This is a genomic window from Mesorhizobium sp. C120A (assembly GCF_030323105.1).
In the GTDB taxonomy this organism is placed as follows: Bacteria; Pseudomonadota; Alphaproteobacteria; order Rhizobiales; family Rhizobiaceae; genus Mesorhizobium.
Genome location: NZ_CP100476.1, coordinates 1,654,292 through 1,670,473, shown reverse-complemented (window position 1 = coordinate 1,670,473; position 16,182 = coordinate 1,654,292). Strand labels below are relative to the sequence as shown.

At 63.1% G+C, this 16,182-nt stretch carries 15 protein-coding genes; 6 read left to right on the top strand and 9 right to left on the bottom strand.

Annotation, left to right across the window (positions count from 1 at the left end):
• Positions 1-14 precede the first annotated feature (14 nt).
• Positions 15-824, bottom strand: a complete 810-nt coding sequence (locus NL532_RS08180; RefSeq protein ID WP_023828327.1) for an AraC family transcriptional regulator — start codon at positions 822-824, stop codon at positions 15-17.
• Positions 825-935: 111 nt separating this feature from the next.
• Between NL532_RS08180 and NL532_RS08175 the strand changes: the two genes are divergently transcribed.
• Entirely contained in the window at positions 936-1,856 is a 921-nt protein-coding gene (locus tag NL532_RS08175) for a zinc-binding dehydrogenase (RefSeq protein ID WP_023669776.1), read from the top strand.
• A 15-nt stretch (positions 1,857-1,871) separates the two neighbouring features.
• Here NL532_RS08175 and NL532_RS08170 read toward each other — a convergent pair whose 3' ends face one another.
• The 7 genes from NL532_RS08170 to NL532_RS08140 form a co-directional block, all read right to left on the bottom strand.
• Positions 1,872-2,624 (bottom strand): SDR family NAD(P)-dependent oxidoreductase, encoded by a 753-nt coding sequence (locus NL532_RS08170; protein ID WP_023669777.1) that lies wholly within the window; start codon positions 2,622-2,624, stop codon positions 1,872-1,874.
• A 130-nt stretch (positions 2,625-2,754) separates the two neighbouring features.
• Positions 2,755-5,031 (bottom strand): transglycosylase domain-containing protein, encoded by a 2,277-nt coding sequence (locus NL532_RS08165; RefSeq protein WP_023828326.1) that lies wholly within the window; start codon positions 5,029-5,031, stop codon positions 2,755-2,757.
• Positions 5,032-5,235: 204 nt separating this feature from the next.
• A complete protein-coding gene (locus NL532_RS08160; protein ID WP_023686592.1) occupies positions 5,236-5,382 on the bottom strand; it encodes a hypothetical protein in 147 nt (48 codons plus the stop codon).
• A gap of 78 nt (positions 5,383-5,460) precedes the next feature.
• Positions 5,461-5,715 (bottom strand): GlsB/YeaQ/YmgE family stress response membrane protein, encoded by a 255-nt coding sequence (locus NL532_RS08155; protein ID WP_023704219.1) that lies wholly within the window; start codon positions 5,713-5,715, stop codon positions 5,461-5,463.
• 105 nt (positions 5,716-5,820) lie between these two features.
• A complete protein-coding gene (locus tag NL532_RS08150) occupies positions 5,821-6,027 on the bottom strand; it encodes a hypothetical protein (protein WP_023683046.1) in 207 nt (68 codons plus the stop codon).
• A 79-nt stretch (positions 6,028-6,106) separates the two neighbouring features.
• The gene (locus NL532_RS08145; RefSeq protein ID WP_031202705.1) at positions 6,107-6,727 is read right to left on the bottom strand and encodes a ribonuclease D; all 621 of its coding nucleotides are present in this window, start codon (positions 6,725-6,727) and stop codon (positions 6,107-6,109) included.
• Positions 6,728-6,804: 77 nt separating this feature from the next.
• Positions 6,805-8,190, bottom strand: coding sequence for a M20/M25/M40 family metallo-hydrolase (locus NL532_RS08140; RefSeq protein ID WP_023828325.1), 1,386 nt, complete (start codon positions 8,188-8,190; stop codon positions 6,805-6,807).
• 444 nt (positions 8,191-8,634) lie between these two features.
• Here NL532_RS08140 and polA point away from each other — a divergent pair, with 444 nt between their 5' ends.
• Both polA and NL532_RS08130 read left to right on the top strand, forming a co-directional pair.
• Positions 8,635-11,562 carry a DNA polymerase I gene (gene polA / locus NL532_RS08135; RefSeq protein WP_023828324.1) on the top strand — a complete coding sequence of 976 codons (2,928 nt, stop codon included), beginning with the start codon at positions 8,635-8,637 and terminating at the stop codon, positions 11,560-11,562.
• A gap of 7 nt (positions 11,563-11,569) precedes the next feature.
• Positions 11,570-12,058: a macro domain-containing protein gene (locus NL532_RS08130; protein WP_023691986.1), complete on the top strand. Its 489-nt coding sequence runs from the start codon at positions 11,570-11,572 to the stop codon at positions 12,056-12,058.
• A gap of 8 nt (positions 12,059-12,066) precedes the next feature.
• On the opposite strand, the gene NL532_RS08125 is transcribed toward NL532_RS08130, so the two are convergent.
• Positions 12,067-12,471 carry a Fur family transcriptional regulator gene (locus NL532_RS08125; RefSeq protein ID WP_023686595.1) on the bottom strand — a complete coding sequence of 135 codons (405 nt, stop codon included), beginning with the start codon at positions 12,469-12,471 and terminating at the stop codon, positions 12,067-12,069.
• Between the two features lie 295 nt (positions 12,472-12,766).
• Between NL532_RS08125 and NL532_RS08120 the strand changes: the two genes are divergently transcribed.
• The 3 genes from NL532_RS08120 (at position 12,767) to NL532_RS08110 (ending at position 16,178) form a co-directional block, all read left to right on the top strand.
• Positions 12,767-14,986 carry a caspase family protein gene (locus tag NL532_RS08120; RefSeq protein ID WP_023828323.1) on the top strand — a complete coding sequence of 740 codons (2,220 nt, stop codon included), beginning with the start codon at positions 12,767-12,769 and terminating at the stop codon, positions 14,984-14,986.
• Positions 14,987-15,075: 89 nt separating this feature from the next.
• A complete protein-coding gene (locus NL532_RS08115; RefSeq protein WP_027049727.1) occupies positions 15,076-15,468 on the top strand; it encodes a hypothetical protein in 393 nt (130 codons plus the stop codon).
• Positions 15,465-16,178, top strand: coding sequence for a DUF4760 domain-containing protein (locus NL532_RS08110; protein WP_023828322.1), 714 nt, complete (start codon positions 15,465-15,467; stop codon positions 16,176-16,178). Before NL532_RS08115 ends, NL532_RS08110 begins: the two co-directional genes overlap by 4 nt.
• Positions 16,179-16,182 lie beyond the last annotated feature (4 nt).

Sequence of the window (16,182 nt, the reverse complement as noted above, 5' to 3'; positions counted from 1 at the left end):
CACAGGCGCGTTGATCACGCCACGAAGGCGGAGCCGCCATTGTGCGCGACGCTGGCGAGATACTTTGCCGGCGGCTTGCCGAGCGCTTTCTTGAACATGGTGATGAAGGCGGTGACGGAGGCGTAGCCGAGATCGCCCGAAACCTGCTGGACACTCGCACCGGAGGCCAGCTCCCGTATGGCGACGATCAGGTGCAATTGCTGGCGCCAGCGGCCGAAGCTCAGTCCGGTCTCCTTCACCACAAGACGGGCGAGACTGCTTTCTGAGAGCGCGACGCGGGTGGCCCACTCGGCAAGCGTGCTGCGGTCGGCAGGGTCTTGCGCCAACGCATCGGCGATCCGCCGCAAGCGCGGCTCGGCGGAGATCGGCAAATGCAGCTGCTGGACCGGCATGCGCGGCAGTTCGGAGAGCAGCATCCCAGTCAAAAGCGCGTCCTTCCCTTCGTCTTCCTCCATGCGGTCGGCCAGCTCGATGATCAATTCGCGCAGCAGTGGCGAGATCGACAGCGTGCAGCACCGGTCCGGCAGATCGGCGGCTCCCGGCTCGATATAGACGAAGAAAATCCGCGCATTGGCGGTCGCGATATTGCTGTGTTCCATGCCGCCGGGAATCCACACCCCGCAATGTGGCGGCACCATCCACAGGCCGCTCGGGACGCGGCATGTGACGCCACCGCCGAGCGCGAAGACGAGTTGGCCCTTGCGGTGCCAATGGGTCGCCACTTCCGCTTTGGTTTCGGTGACATCGACGCGAACCGCAATTGCAGGAGCGATCACATCATCGACGTCGAAATTGACCCAGGGGTAGCGGAGAGGCTGTCTTATGATTGACGGCTTTTAGCGACTATTCGCTATGATAGCTAAATTCTTTGATCCGGGATGTCGATAGGCTCTGGTTCGTGGCTGGCATTTCACAAACCGGCAGGAAGGCTTCCCATGCGCGCCCTCGTCATCTCTCCCGACAGCCCCACCGGACTGACGTTTGCCGAGGCCAACGAACCTCAACCCCTCGCCAACGAAGCGCTTGTCTGCGTCCACGCAACCTCGTTGAACCGCGGCGAACTGCGCCTGCTCACCATACGCCCAAAAGGCTGGATACCCGGCCAGGACATCGCAGGGATTGTCGAACGGGCGGCAGCCGATGGCTCCGGGCCTGCCGTCGGCGCCCGGGTTGTGGCTTTGGTCGACGAGGCCGGCTGGGCGCAACGGGTCGCCGTTCCGACCGACCGCTTCGCCGTCATCCCGGATGAGGTCAGCTTCGTTTCCGCCGCCACGCTTCCCGTGGCGGGCACGACGGCCCTAAGGGTCTTGCGCCATGGCGGCGACCTCGCGGGACAGCAGGTGTTGATCACCGGCGCCAGCGGCGCGGTCGGCCGTTTCCAGATCCAGATCGCCCGCGAGCAAGGCGCCGCGGTGACTGCAATCGCCGCCGCCCGGCACGCCGAGGATCTCCGCGGTCTTGGTGCTCACGAAGTCGTCGAGTCGATCGAACTGGCCGAAGGGCCATTCTCTCTGATCACCGAGTCGGTCGGCGGCCAAAGCCTCGCCCATGCCATCGAACGCGTCGCCCCCGGCGGCACCATCGTCATGTTCGGTTCGAGCAGCGGCGAACTCACGCCGGTTGGCTTCAGACAGTTCGTTCCGGGCCATGAGGGAGCGAGGCTTCAGACTTTCGCCTACTACACATCCGGTCCAGCCATTGGCGCGGACATCGCCTCGCTGCTCGCTCTGGTCGCGGCTGGCCGGCTGGAAACCCGTGTGTCCATGACCGTGCCGTGGACAGACATCGCCCAGGCTCTGGACGCCTTGCGACAGCGCAGCTTCAGCGGCAAGGCTGTTCTCACCATCGCCGAATGAGCAGTCTGTCAGTGCTCAGACGTGCTGGCCGCCATTGATGTGGATTTCCGAGCCCGTCACATAGGACGCCTGCTGCGAGCACAGGAAGAAGATGATGTCGGCGACTTCCGAGGTGGCGCCAAGGCGCCTGAGTGGGATCGTCTCGACGATCTTGTCGGTGCCAGGCGACAGAATCGCGGTGTCGATCTCGCCCGGCGCAATCGCATTGACGCGGATGCCGTGCGGGCCGAAATCATGCGCCATCTCGCGCGTCAGCGAGCCGAGCGCCGCCTTCGAGGTCGCATAGGCGGTGCCGGCGAAAGGATGCACGCGCGTGCCGGCGATCGAGGTGACGTTGACGATCGAGCCTTTTGCTGCAGCAAGCTCCTTGAAGAGGCCCCGCGCGAGCATGATCGGCGCGAAGAAATTGACCTGGAACACGTCGCGCCAGACATGCATCGGCGTGTCGATCGAATCCATGCGGCTGTTGCCGTCCTTGAGCTTCGGCGAAATGCCGGCATTGTTGACCAGCGCGTGCAATTGCCCGCCATGCGCTTCCAGCCGGTGACGGATCTCCGAGACGGCGATGCCGACATCCTCCTGGTCGGCGAGATCGACCTTGATGTGGTCCTCTGGGCCGGCTGGCCACGGGCAATCCTCGGCAAAAGCCTGGCGCGAACAGGTGATGACCCGCCAGCCCTCACGCGAAAAGCGCTTGACCGTGGCATGTCCGATGCCGCGGCTGGCTCCGGTCAGCACGATGGTTTTTCTGGTGTCGGTCTCAGCCATGTCTGTCACTCCGGCCGGAGATGTAGCCGAATGCCGCGAAGGTGGCGAGAGGCCGAATTGTCACCGCAGCTCTCATATGAGGAACGGATTGCCAGCTCGCATTTGGTTCGAAGCTAGAATGACGAGCCACTCAGCCGCCGCCGAGAATATCCAGGATTGAGGTTTTCCGCTTCTTGGTCGGGCCGCCGACGCTGCCCGGCGGTACCGGATGCTTGATCGAGGCCGTGGTGCCGCCGTCGCCCGGCATGTTGAAACCGTCGGCATCGACGGTTTCGGCCGGACGGCGGACCGGTGCTTGTGCGGGTACAGCAGCAGGTGCCGGTGCGGCAGCAGGCTCAGAACGGCTGACGGCCACGGCAGGCAACGGCGCCGCCTGATTGTTATCGACTGACGGAATATCGTCGGGCACGATGGTGTCGGGCGGCGTCGACTTCCAGGTGCCGGGCAGCGGCCGGACCGGCACACCTTCATGCGCGGCCACCATGAACTCGTGCCAGGCCTGTGCCGGCAGCGCGCCACCGGTGACCTTCTTCATCGGCGTGCCGTCATCGTTGCCGAACCACACGCCGGTGGTGAGGTTTGCGGTGTAACCGACGAACCAGGCGTCGCGCGAATTCTGGCTGGTTCCGGTCTTGCCGGCAGACGGCCAGGCGAAGGCCGCCTTCTTCGCCGTGCCGATCTCGACCGTGCCGGTCATCATCGAGTTCATCATGCCGACAATGTTCGGCTTGACGACGCGCGGCGCGCTGCCGCCATTGTCGTCATAGAGCACCTTGCCTTCGGTCGTGGTGATGCGGCGGATGAAATGGATGTCGGGCTTGTAGCCGCCATTGGCGAACGGCACATAGGCCGATGTCAGCTCCAGCGGCGTCACTTCCGAGGTGCCGAGCGCGATCGAGGTGTTGGCGATCAGATCGGATTGGATGCCCATGCGATGCGCCGCCTCGACCACCGCGTCGGGGCCGACCTCCATGGTTAGCTGTGCCGCGACGGAATTCAGCGACTTCGCCAAAGCGGTCGCCAACGTCACCTTGCCGAAATACTTGCCGCCGTAATTGTCCGGTGTCCACTTGCCGATCTTGATCGGTGCGTCGTTGCGCACGCTGTCGGGCGTGCGACCAGCTTCCAGCGCGGCCATATAGACGAACGGCTTGAAGGCCGAGCCCGGTTGACGGCGTGCTTCGGAGGCGCGGTCGAACTGGCTGGTCGAATAGTCGTAGCCGCCGACCATGGCGCGCACGGCGCCGGAATTGTCGATCGAGACCAGCGCGCCCTGGCTGACATTGAGCTTCTTGCCGCTCTCGTCGATCAGCCGGCGGATCGACTCTTCGGCGAGCTTCTGCAGGTTGAGGTCGACGGTGGTGTCGACGACGATGTCGCTGCGCACGTCGCCGATCAAATCGGGCAGCTCTTCCATGATGGTGTCGGCGACGTAGTTTTCCGAACCGGTCCAGTAGGATGGCGCGCGCGTTGCCGGCGCGCTCATCGCCGAGGCCAGTTCCTTGGCGCTGATCTTGCCTTCGTCGCGCATGGCGGCGAGCACCAGCTGCGAACGCTCCTCCGCCGCCTTCGGATCCCGCGCCGGCGACAGTCGCGACGGCGCCTTCAAGAGGCCGGCGAGAAGGGCCGCCTCCGACAGAGTGACGTCGCGCGCGCTCTTGCCGAAATAGCGGCGCGAGGCCGCCTCGACGCCATAGGCGCCGGAGCCGAAATAGACCCGGTTGAGGTACATTTCGAGGATCTGGTCCTTGGTATGCTTGTGCTCCAGCCACAGCGCCAGCAGCACTTCCTGCACCTTGCGCTCCAGCGTGCGGTCGGGCTTCAGGAACAGGTTCTTGGCCAGTTGCTGGGTCAGCGTCGAGCCGCCCTGCGAGAAACGCCGGCCCAGAACATTGGTCACCATGGCGCGTGACAGGCCGATCGGGTCGATGCCGAAATGCGAATAGAAGCGGCGGTCCTCGATGGCGATGACGGCTTCCGGAATGTAGGGCGACATTTCGTGCAGGCCGACCGCCTCGCCGCCGCTCATGCCGCGGTTGGCAAGCAGTTGCCCGTCGACCGAGACGATCTTGATGTTGGGCGCACGGTCGGGGATCGACCAGGTGGTCGCCGCCGGCATCTTGGCGCCGTAATAGACGACGATGCCGGCCACCGCGATGCCGCCCCAGATGCAGAGCACGAAGCACCAGTAGAACATCCGCGCCATCACGCCGAACAGCCCGCGCCGGGGTTTGCCGCGCTTGCCGCGTGACGATGATTTTGCCTTGGAGGTTTTGCGCGCCGAAGATGATTTGCGATTGGCCGGCACGACCCGATCCTCCTCGTTCACCGAAAAACCGGCCGCGGATTTCGCCTTTGGCGATCCCTCGAAGCTGGGTTCGATGCGACTGTCTCTGCGGTTCGCCATGCGTTGCGCTGTCTTCCCGGTGTCAATGGCGCTCGGGTTGGAGGGTAGATGCGGCGGTTTAAGGGCGCGTTAAAGCAGGGTTTATGCACCCTTCTGAAATTCCTTAAGAATTTCTAAAATCCGCTGCCGCCAACTGGGTCCGAAAGCCGCATCCTCGCGGCCTGTCTGCCGCAAAAGGCAGAGGCCCTGGCTACCCCGAATATTTCAATTCTGCTGGATCGAAATGCCCTTGTCGTCGATCTTCAGTTCGACGCCCTTGGGCTTGGTCTGTTCGTGATAGACATATGCACCGAGCGCGATGACCACGACAACGAGCGCGCCGACAAGGAGATAGAGAGTGTTCTGTTTCACGGCGCGCTCCTTTGGCAGCAATTCCAGGAAAGCACAGGCTTTCTCCTGAGGAATTGCGTTGAATGAAAACTTAGAGCGTCAAGCTCGCTTCAGAACCTTGACCAGCACCAGCAGGATGACGGCGCCGATCGTGGCGTTGATGATGGCAGCCAGAATGCCGCCGCCGATAGCGAAGCCGAGCCTTGGAAATAGCCAGCCGGCGATCAGGGCGCCGATAATGCCGACGATGATGTTGCCGATGAGGCCGAAGCCGAAGCCCGAGACGATGAGGCCGGCGAGCCAGCCGGCAATGGCGCCGATTATGATGAAGATGAGAAGGCTTTCGATGCCCATGACGCGTTCCTCCAGGAAGAGAGGCTACGGAGCGGAAGGCCCCGAATCGGCCTCGATATCAACGACTTCAGGCTATGCGAAAGCAGTTGCACCCGCCAGCGGCGCTCATTGATCGTCGTCATCGTCGCTGGAGACTGGCCGCCAGCTGGTCGGGTCGACCTTTTTCTGGGTATCGCTGTCGGTGTAGACCCACCAGGCGCCGTCGCGATATTGCCCGACGGATTCGCTGACGACGCCGGCGCCGTCCTTCCACAGAACAGTGACCTTGGATCCATCCGTCGGGGCGGTCGCTATCGGTTTGCGGTCTGCCACGTCATCCCCTCATTGAGTCGACAGAACGCCACGACGCGTGTCTGGTTGCAAGGCTGCCGGAAGCGTTATCCGAAGGCCATCAGCTGTGGGCAAAAATATCCTCTTCGTCCCAACCCATCAAATCGAGCTTGGCACGCGTCGGCAGGAAGCGGAAGCAGGCGTCGGCTTCCTTGGTGCGCCCGTCCCGCGCCAGGCGTCCAGCCAGCACCTCGCGCAGACGGTGCAGATAGAGAACGTCGGAAGCGGCATATTCGATCTGTTCGGGCGACAGGGTCTCGGCCGCCCAGTCCGACGATTGCTGCGCCTTCGACAGGCCGACGCCAAGCAGTTCGAAGCAGATGTCCTTCAAGCCGTGCCGGTCGGTATAAGTGCGGGTCAGCCGCGAGGCGATCTTGGTGCAGAACACCGGCTCCGGCATGACGCCGAAGGCGTTGTAGAGCACGGCGAGGTCGAAACGGCCGTAGTGGAACAGTTTCGATATGCCGCGGTTGCGGAGCAGGCTGACGAGGTTCGGCGCTTTCTTCTGGCCGGGCGCGATCTGGATCACGTCGGCCGAGCCATCGCCGGGCGAGATCTGCACCACGCACAGCCGGTCGCGGTGCGGGTTCAACCCCAGCGTCTCGGTATCGATGGCCACCGCGTCGACATTGTAGTGGGCGAGGTCGGGCAGATCGTTCTTGTGGAAGCGGATGTCGGGCATGGTTTTCTCCGGATCGCGGCGTAACTCGTCCTCGCCGCGATCCGCTGAAAAATCAACAAGAAAACTTCCCAGCCTCCTCAGCGCGTCAGCGCATCGAGAATGCGCGCCCAGGAGCGCTGGCCCTTGTGGAAGGAGGTCAGCTCGTATTTCTCGTTGGGCGAGTGGATGCGGTCGTCGTCGAGGCCGAACCCGACCAGCAGCGATTCCATGCCGAGATAGGTCTGGAAGTCGCCGACCACCGGTATCGAGCCGCCGCTGCCCGTCGTCACCGCTGGCTTCGGCCATTCATCCGACAGCGCAGTCTTGGCCTTGGCCAGGAATGGCGAGTCGTAGGAAAGCTGAATTGCCGGCCCGCCGCCATGCGGGTGGAATTCGACCGAACAGTCCCCGGGAATGCGCGCCTTGACGAATTTCCGGAAAGCGGCGCGGATCTTCTCGGGGTCCTGCTTGTGGACGAGGCGGAAGGAGATTTTGGACGACGCTTCCGCCGCGATCACCGTCTTGAACCCCTTGCCGGTATAGCCGCCGATGATGCCGTTGAACTCGGCCGTCGGCCGCGCCCAGGTCAGTTCCATCACCGAGCGGCCTTTTTCGCCCGACGGGATCGAGAGGCCGATCGGTCCGAGGAAGGTTTCGGCGGTCTCGCCCAGAGTTTCCCATGATTTCAGGATCTGCGACGGCGTTTCCTCGACCCCGTCATAGAAGCCGGGAATGGTGATGTGGCCGTTCTCGTCATGGATGTCGGCGAGGATTTTCGCCAGGATGCGGATCGGGTTGGCGGCGGCGCCGCCATAGAGGCCCGAATGCAGGTCGCGATCGGCAGCCTTGACCGTGACCTCCTCGCCGACCATTCCGCGCAGCGAAACGCAGATCGACGGCGTTTCGCGGTCCCACATGCCGGTGTCGCAGACCAGAGCGAAATCGGCCTTGAGTTCCTCGGCATTGGCCTCGAGGAACGGCTTGAGCGACGGCGAACCGGACTCCTCCTCGCCCTCGAACAGGATGGTGATGCGGCAGGGCAGATTGCCATGCACCTGCTTCCAGGCGCGGCAGGCCTCGACGAAGGTCATCAGCTGCCCCTTGTCGTCGGCCGAGCCACGGCCGGTGATTACCTTGTGACCGGGCTCGATCTCATTGACCGCCGGCGCAAACGGGTCGTTCTCCCAAAGCTCGATCGGATCGACCGGCTGCACGTCGTAATGGCCGTAAAACAGCACATGCGGCGAACCGGCGGGGCCTTCATGGTGCGCAACCACCATCGGGTGTCCCGGCGTGTCGCGCACCGAAGCGTCGAAGCCGATCAGCTTGAGGTCCGCCACCAGCCATTCGGCGGCCTTGCGGCAGTCGGCGGCATAGTCTGAATCGGTGGAGATCGACTTGATGCGGAGCAGGCCGAACAGGCGCTCCAGGCTCTGGTCGAGATTTTTGTCGAGACGGTCGAGGACGGAGGAAATGGTGGACATTACTGCGGGCCTTTCTTTTCGGTGCCGGGACCGTAAAGGCAGCGCATCAAAACGAAAAGCCCGCGACCGTTGGACCACGGACCGTAAACACTTGTCAGAAGGCAAAAAAGAACCGCCGTGGTGGAGGGGAACCACGGCGGTCTTTTACTCGAAACGATGCGGCAGCCCGGAGAGGGGGGATAGGCTGCCGCAATTGTCCGGGATAGGCGGGGGACGGGCCTTGCTCCGGACTCGGCGAAAACTGCCGATGACCTTTATTTGTGTCTCGGATCGTGGCGTTTCAAGGGCACAAAAATTACAGTTTTGTAACATAGCCGTGAGCGCCGAGGCAAACAGCAGCAGGACCTATCGGCAGGCAGGCTCTGTCAGCATGTCGCCGCAACACCTGTTGGAAGCCCGCCTTTGCCATGGACCGCGCCGTCCTGCCGCGCTATCCCTGCCGGCATGAAAAAAGGCGACCATCTCTTCCTTATCGACGGCTCCGGCTACATCTTTCGCGCCTATCATGCGCTGCCGCCGCTGACCCGCAAATCCGATGGGCTGCCGGTCGGCGCGGTCTCCGGCTTCTGCAACATGTTGTGGAAGCTGATGCAGGACGCCCGCAACACCGATGTAGGCATCGTGCCGACGCATTTAGCGGTCATTTTCGATTATTCGTCGAAAACCTTCCGCAATGATCTTTACCCGGAATACAAGGCCAACCGCAACGCACCGCCCGAAGACCTGATCCCGCAATTCGGTCTGATCCGCCAGGCAACCGTGGCCTTCAACCTGCCTTGCATCGAGATCGAAGGCTACGAGGCCGACGACCTCATCGCCACTTATGCCAGGCTGGCGTGCGAGGCCGGCGGCGACACCACTATCATCTCCTCTGACAAGGATCTGATGCAGCTGGTCGGACCCACGGTCGGCATGTACGACCCGATGAAGGACCGCCAGATCGGCATCCCCGAAGTCATCGAGAAATGGGGCGTGCCGCCGGAAAAGATGATAGACCTGCAGGCGCTGACCGGCGACTCCGTCGACAATGTGCCGGGCGTACCCGGCATCGGGCCGAAAACGGCGGCGCAGCTTCTGGAACAGTTCGGCGACCTTGACGGGCTGCTCGCCCGGGCCAGCGAGATCAAGCAGGACAAGAGGCGCGAATCCATCATCGCCAATGCCGACAAGGCGCGCATATCGCGCCAGCTGGTGACGCTGAAGAACGACGTGCCGGTGACCGACGGGCTCGACGATTTCGTGCTGCATGCGCCGGATGGGCCGAAGCTGATCGGCTTTCTCAAAACCATGGAATTCACCTCGCTGACCCGCCGTGTGGCCGAGGCGACCAGCACCGAAGCCGGCGATGTGCAGGCTGTCGCAGTCACCGTCGAGCGCGCCGACACCGCGCACGGCCCCGATGTCGGCTCCGGCACACCGGTGCCTGCGGCAACACAGGATGAAGCCAAAACCGAAACCGCCAGGGCCGGCGACGCCCCTTCGCTGCTTGCCGCACTTCGCCTGGAAACGGCCGCTGCGGCCAAAATCGATCCCGCCGCCTATGTCGCCATCCGCGACACGGCGACGCTCAAGACCTGGCTGGCCCAAGCCAAGGAGACCGGGATCGTCGCCTTCGACACCGAAACCACGTCTTCCGATCCGATGCTGGCCGACCTCATCGGTTTCTCCCTGGCGATCGGCCCCGGCCGCGCCGCCTATGTGCCGCTCGCCCACAAGAGCGGCGCCGGCGACCTGCTCGGCGGCGGCACGCTGGAGAACCAGATTCCGGTCCGCGAGGCGCTGGCGCTGCTGAAGCCGCTGCTGGAAGACAAATCGGTGCTCAAGATCGCCCAGGACGCCAAATACGACATCGTCGTCATGAGCCGCCACGGCATCGATATCGCACCCTTCGACGACACGATGTTGATTTCCTATGTGCTCGACGCCGGCACCGGCCACCACACTTTGTCCTCGCTTGCCGACAAATGGCTCGGCCATGCCACGACGCCGCTCAAGGATCTCGCCGGTTCCGGCAGAAGCTCGGTCGGGTTCGACCAGGTCGACATCGACCGGGCGATCACCTACGCCGCCGGCCATGCCGACGTGACGCTGCGGCTGTGGCAGGTGCTGAAGCCGCGGCTTGCCGCCAAGGGCCTCGTCTCGGTCTATGAGCGGCTGGAGCGGCCGCTGGTGCCGGTGTTGGCCCGGATGGAACAGCGTGGCATCTCGGTCGACCGCCAGATCCTGTCGCGGCTCTCCGGCGAGCTGGCGCAAGGCGCCGCACGGCTGGAGGAGGAGATCTACGGCCTTGTCGGCGAGCGCATCAACATCGGGTCGCCAAAGCAGCTGGGCGACATCCTGTTCGGCCGCATGGGCCTGCCCGGCGGCTCCAAGACCAAGACCGGACAATGGTCGACTTCCGCGCAGCTTCTGGAAGACCTCGCCGCCGAAGGCCACGAACTGCCGCGCAAGATCGTCGACTGGCGCCAGCTGACCAAGCTGAAATCGACCTATACCGACGCGCTGCCCGGCTTCATCCATCCCGACACCAGGCGCGTGCACACATCGTATGCGCTGGCCGCAACGACGACGGGCCGGCTGTCCTCCTCCGATCCCAATCTGCAGAACATCCCGGTGCGCACCGCGGAGGGACGCAAGATCAGGACGGCCTTCATCGCCGACAAGGGCCAGAAACTAGTCTCGGCCGACTACAGCCAGATCGAACTGCGCGTGCTTGCCCACGTCGCCGAGATCCCGCAGTTGAAGCAGGCCTTCGCCGATGGCGCCGACATCCACGCCATCACCGCCTCGGAAATGTTCAACGTGCCGGTCGAAGGCATGCCTTCCGAAGTGCGCCGCCGCGCCAAGGCAATCAATTTCGGCATCATCTACGGCATCTCGGCCTTTGGGCTGGCCAACCAGCTGTCGATCCCGCGCGAGGAGGCCGGCGCCTACATCAAGAAATACTTCGAGCGTTTCCCCGGCATCCGCGACTATATCGAGGCAACAAAAGCCTATGCCCGCGAGCATGGCTTCGTCGAAACCATCTTCGGCCGCCGCATCCACTATCCTGAGATCCGGTCGTCAAACCCGTCGATCCGTGCCTTCAACGAGCGCGCCTCGATCAACGCCAGGCTGCAAGGCACCGCTGCCGATATCATCCGCCGCGCCATGGTGCATATGGACGAGGCGCTGGAAAAGGCCGGCCTGTCCGCCCGCATGCTCTTGCAGGTGCATGACGAATTGATCTTCGAGACGGTTGAAGCGGAAGTCGAGGCGACGATCCCCGTGGTGCGCAGGGTGATGGAGAACGCGCCGATGCCGGCCATCTCGATGTCGGTGCCGCTGCATGTCGATGCCCGCGCAGCGAACAACTGGGACGAGGCGCATTGAAGGTGCGATGATTGTCTTTGTCACCGGAGACCTGCTGGCCGCCCAGGAAAGCTATATCGCTCAAGGCGTGGCAGAGGGCAATCAAGAGGGCCTTGGCACCGGACTTGCGCTGAAGATTTCGAAAAAGTGGCCGAATGTGCAGGCTGCGTTCAAGAAATATGCTCGGACCGGCAGGTTTATTGGGGGTCATATCTGGACATTGGAGCCAGACGGCAATCAGCCGGGCTTCATTTATCTGGCAACCCAGCCAGATATGTATCACGCCACGCTTCCCTATTTACGGAAAGCAGTTCGCGGGCTTGTGAAATGGGCCGACAAAAACCGGGTAGAATCCATCGCCTTGCCAAAAATCGGGTCTGGCCTTGGCAAATTATCTTGGCTCGACGAGGTGAAACCCCTGCTTATGGAGCAGCTAACACCTGGGCCTACGCGGTACGTCGTCTATGAGACATTCTTGAACGAATTCGAGAATAGCGCACCGCCTCGGCTCAAGTAGGAAGCAAGCTAAGCCGCTTCAGCCAGGCACTTGGCACACGTCCCCCGAAACTCGATGACCGCCTTCTTCGCAGCAAACCCGGTCGAGCGCACCCATTCGTCCAGCCGGTGGCCGACGTCATGGTCGGACATCTCCATCACCTGCCCGCATGTGTCGCAGATAGCGAAGGCTGTCATCGAATGCGTATGGTCGTGCGGTTCGGCGCAGGCGACGAAGGAGTTGAGGCTTTCCAACCGGTGCACGAAGCCTGACTTCACCAGGCTGTCGAGCGCCCGGTAAACCTGTAGCGGCGCGCGGAAACCGCGCTCGCGCAGCTGGTCGAGAAGCGTATAGGCGCTGAGCGGTCCGCTGGCGGCCTCAAGCTTCTCGAGCACGCTCAGCTGATTCTTCGTCAGCACATCCCTTGCCGCCATGATCCCGTTTTCCGATCGTTTAGAGCATGATGCCGAAAAGTGTGGAGCGGTTCTCGGACGACATCATGTTCTATCTGTTTGACCCAGCGCCGCTCGCAAATCATTTCTGCCATGCGACGGTCTCAATTCCCTTGAGATAGCGACGAAGCAGGCTTTTTGCCACTGTTTCCGTTATCGCCATCGACACCATGACCACCACCGCCGATTGACGGCACCGACCACATTCAAAATACTGACAAAATTCGCGACGAAAGGTGCCGCACTTGCAAATTCGATCGGGCTTGGGGAAGCAATTATGATCAAACTGACACGACGGACGCTGCTCGTCGGCACGTCGGCGCTTGTGGCTGCCGGTACGGTTTCGTTCCGCGCTCTCGCCGCCTCGCGCACCTATCACGCGCTGCTGGTTGCCTGCACCGACTATCCGAACCTGCCGCAGAAGAACTGGCTGATCGGGCCGAAGAACGATGCCGGCCTGGTGCGCGACTATCTCCTGAAGAACACGCCCGATCCGGTGAAGTTCTCGGCCGAGAATGTGATCCTGCTCGCCAAGGACGTCGAAGGCGCCAACGGCCCGCCGACGCATGCGGCGATCAAGGCCGCCCTTGCCGACCTCGCCGGCAAGGTGCAACGCGACGATTTCGTCTATCTGCATCTGTCGGGCCACGGCGCCCAGCAGCCGCAAGCCAAGGCCGGTGACGAGACCGACGGCCTCGACGAGATTTTCCTGCCGTCCGATATCGACAAATGGATCAACCGCGAAGAGGGCGTGCCGAACGCGCTGGTCGACAACGAGGTCGGCGCCGCACTCGACGCCATCCGCGACGAGGGCGCCTTTGTCTGGGTGGTGTTCGACTGCTGCCATTCCGGCACCGCGACGCGCGCCGCGGAAGTCGATGACGAACTGGAGCGCAAGGTCGAGTTCGCCGACCTCGTCGGCGGCGACGACGCGGCGAGAGCAGCCGCGGTGAAGGCCTATGACGACATCTCGGCAAGCGCATCGCGCGGTTTCGACGAGAATGGCGGCCGCAAGCCGGCCTTCAACCTGACGCCGACTGGCGCAGAGCCGATCGCCAGGGGCAAGCTGGTCGCCTTCTATGCCGCGCAGACGGTCGAGACGACGCCGGAAATGCCGCTGCCCAAGGGCACGCCCGACGCGCCGCGCTTCGGCCTGTTCACCTTCACCATCCTGTCGAAATTGGCCGAGAACCCCAACGTCACCTATCGCCAGCTCGGCCAGGCCGTGCTGCAGCAATATTCGGCCGACGGCCGCACAAGGCCGACGCCCCTGTTCGAGGGCGAACTGGACGCCCGCGTGTTCGGCACCGACAAGACCGACGCCGTCATGCAATGGCCGATTGCCGTCAAGGACGGCGATGTCGCGATCGGCGCCGGGCTGCTGCAGGGTCTGACCCCCGGCAGCAAGCTCGCCATTTTGCCTTCGGCGCTGTCGAAGCTCTCCGACGCCGTCGGCTATCTCGAAGTGAAATCGGCAAAAAACCTCGAAAGCCAGCTCGCACCGGTCGAATTCGACGGCAAGCCGGCGCTTGCGCCGACGGCGGTGCCCGCCGGCGCCTATGCGCGCGTTGCCGAACTCGCAGTCGACTACAAGCTGCTGGTGGCAAAGCCGGCGCCGACCGCAGGGCTCGAAAAAGAAACCGAGCTGGTCAATTCGGTTCTGGACGAATTGGTGGCGAAGCCGAAGTCCGGCTTCCACATCGCGCTGGTCGAGCCCGGCAAGAGCGCCGATCTGCGGCTTGCGGTGCTGCGCGAAAAATCCATGGACGGCGCTGCCGCCAACGCCAGCGACGAACCGGCGCTGTGGTTCCTGCCGGCGTCCGGCGACATCAGCCTGAAGGACGGCAGCAAGCCGCCGCGCATCGTCATCCATCAGGATGGCCGCGACAAGCTTGCGGAAAACACAGCCAAGACCCTGACCACGATCTTCCGCGCCACCGGCCTGTCGCGGCTCGCCGCGGCGTCCGACTACCGGCCGGACGAGGTCAGCGTCCAGTTCCTTATCAAGCGCCAGGACAGCGATGCGCTGGAGCCGATCGAATCGTCAAAGGTGCCGCGCGTTTCGCCGGGCGATCAGGTACACATTGCGGCCAAGAACGGGTCCGACGAGTTCGTCGACATCAACGTGCTGTATATCGGCAGCGACTATTCGATCACCCACATCGTCGCCGAGCGGCTGGCCCCGATCAATCAGCAGGCCGATCAGGGCCTGAAGGAAGGGCTGCTCGCCTTCACCGACACCAGCTTCGGCATGGAGCGCATGATTGCCGTGCTGACCGAGGCGCCGCCGCAAAGCGAGAAAGAGGATCTGAGCTTTCTTGCCCAGGAAGGCGTGCGCGCCGTGACGCGTGCCGCATCGGGAACGCCTGGTTTTTCCGACATGCTGGCCGACATCGGCATGGCGCCGGCAACGCGCTCCGTGATGCGGCTTGCCGACAAGAGCGGTCCCAAAGGCGCGGTGATGATCTTCCCGATGGAGACGGTGCCCCGCGCCTGACCTGACATCGCTTCGCCGGCTCTTGCCGGCGTGATATATGAACATTCCCGGCTCGCGACACTTCTATGCGCCGCGGCTGGATGCAACAGATGAGGACATCAGTGACTATCCCCGTGCTCTCCTGGCGTGCAGCGACGGTCGGCCTTGCCGGCAGCCTGTTGCTGGTTGCCAGCGCCTCGGCGGACGAGAATTGCGGCCTGTGCGCCAAGCAGATCGTCACCAATTCCGAGCTCGCCACCTGCTTTCTCGACCAGTACGACCAGATCGCCAAGACCGGCAACACGGCCGTTGTCGTCGATCTCTCCAGCTGCGCCTCGCGCGGCGTGGTCGAGCCTTTGCCGTCACCAAGCAAGGCGGCTGCCGAACCGGACGTGCAGTTCATGATTTCGCGCACGCAGCTCGATTGCCTGAAAAAGAAGCTGGAGACACCCGGCATCGTGCTCGATCCCACCGCCATTATCCAACTGGACAGCTGCGGGTGAAAAAGCCGGGGGGCACTGCAACGCAAAAATCGCCGGCCACATCGGCGCCGGCACCGGCCAAGAAGCCGGCGACCTTGCCCGAAACCACCGAAGGCTTTCCGTGGCCGAGCAGTCACGAGATCAAGAAGGAAGCCAACCCGTTCACCGACCGCGACTGGCGCATGCTGATCTACGCCTGGTCGGGTCTCGCCGTGCGCCTGGCGATCATCTTCACCCTGGGCTTCTCGGTCTTCCAGTTTCTGGCAAACCAGGAACAGAAGCGCGTCGAGCAGACGATGTCGCTGGTCGAGCTCTGGGAAAGCAAGGATTTTCAGCAGGCGCAACGCGCGCTCAAGGAGCGCCTGTCGGCACTCAACGCCAAATACGACAATCTGCTCAGCGCCACGCCGTCGCCGACCGAGGAACAAGTGTTTCGGCAACGCATCGGCATCGAGGCGATGACTGCCGGCGGCGGCACCATGCCGATCGCCGACTTCAACGACAATTTCGATCGCATCGTCTATTTCCTCAATCGTCTCTCGATCTGCGTCGAGGGCAAGCTCTGTTCGCGCGATGTCGCCGATGCCTATTTCCGCGACTATGCGGTGTCGTTCTGGAGCTATTTTGCCGGCTACATCGAAAAAGAACGCAAGGCCGGTTCCGCCAATTATGCCCAGGCGATCGAGAATTATGTGCGTCACGGGTCGCCGCCGCCCGCCGACTCCAAATAGCGGC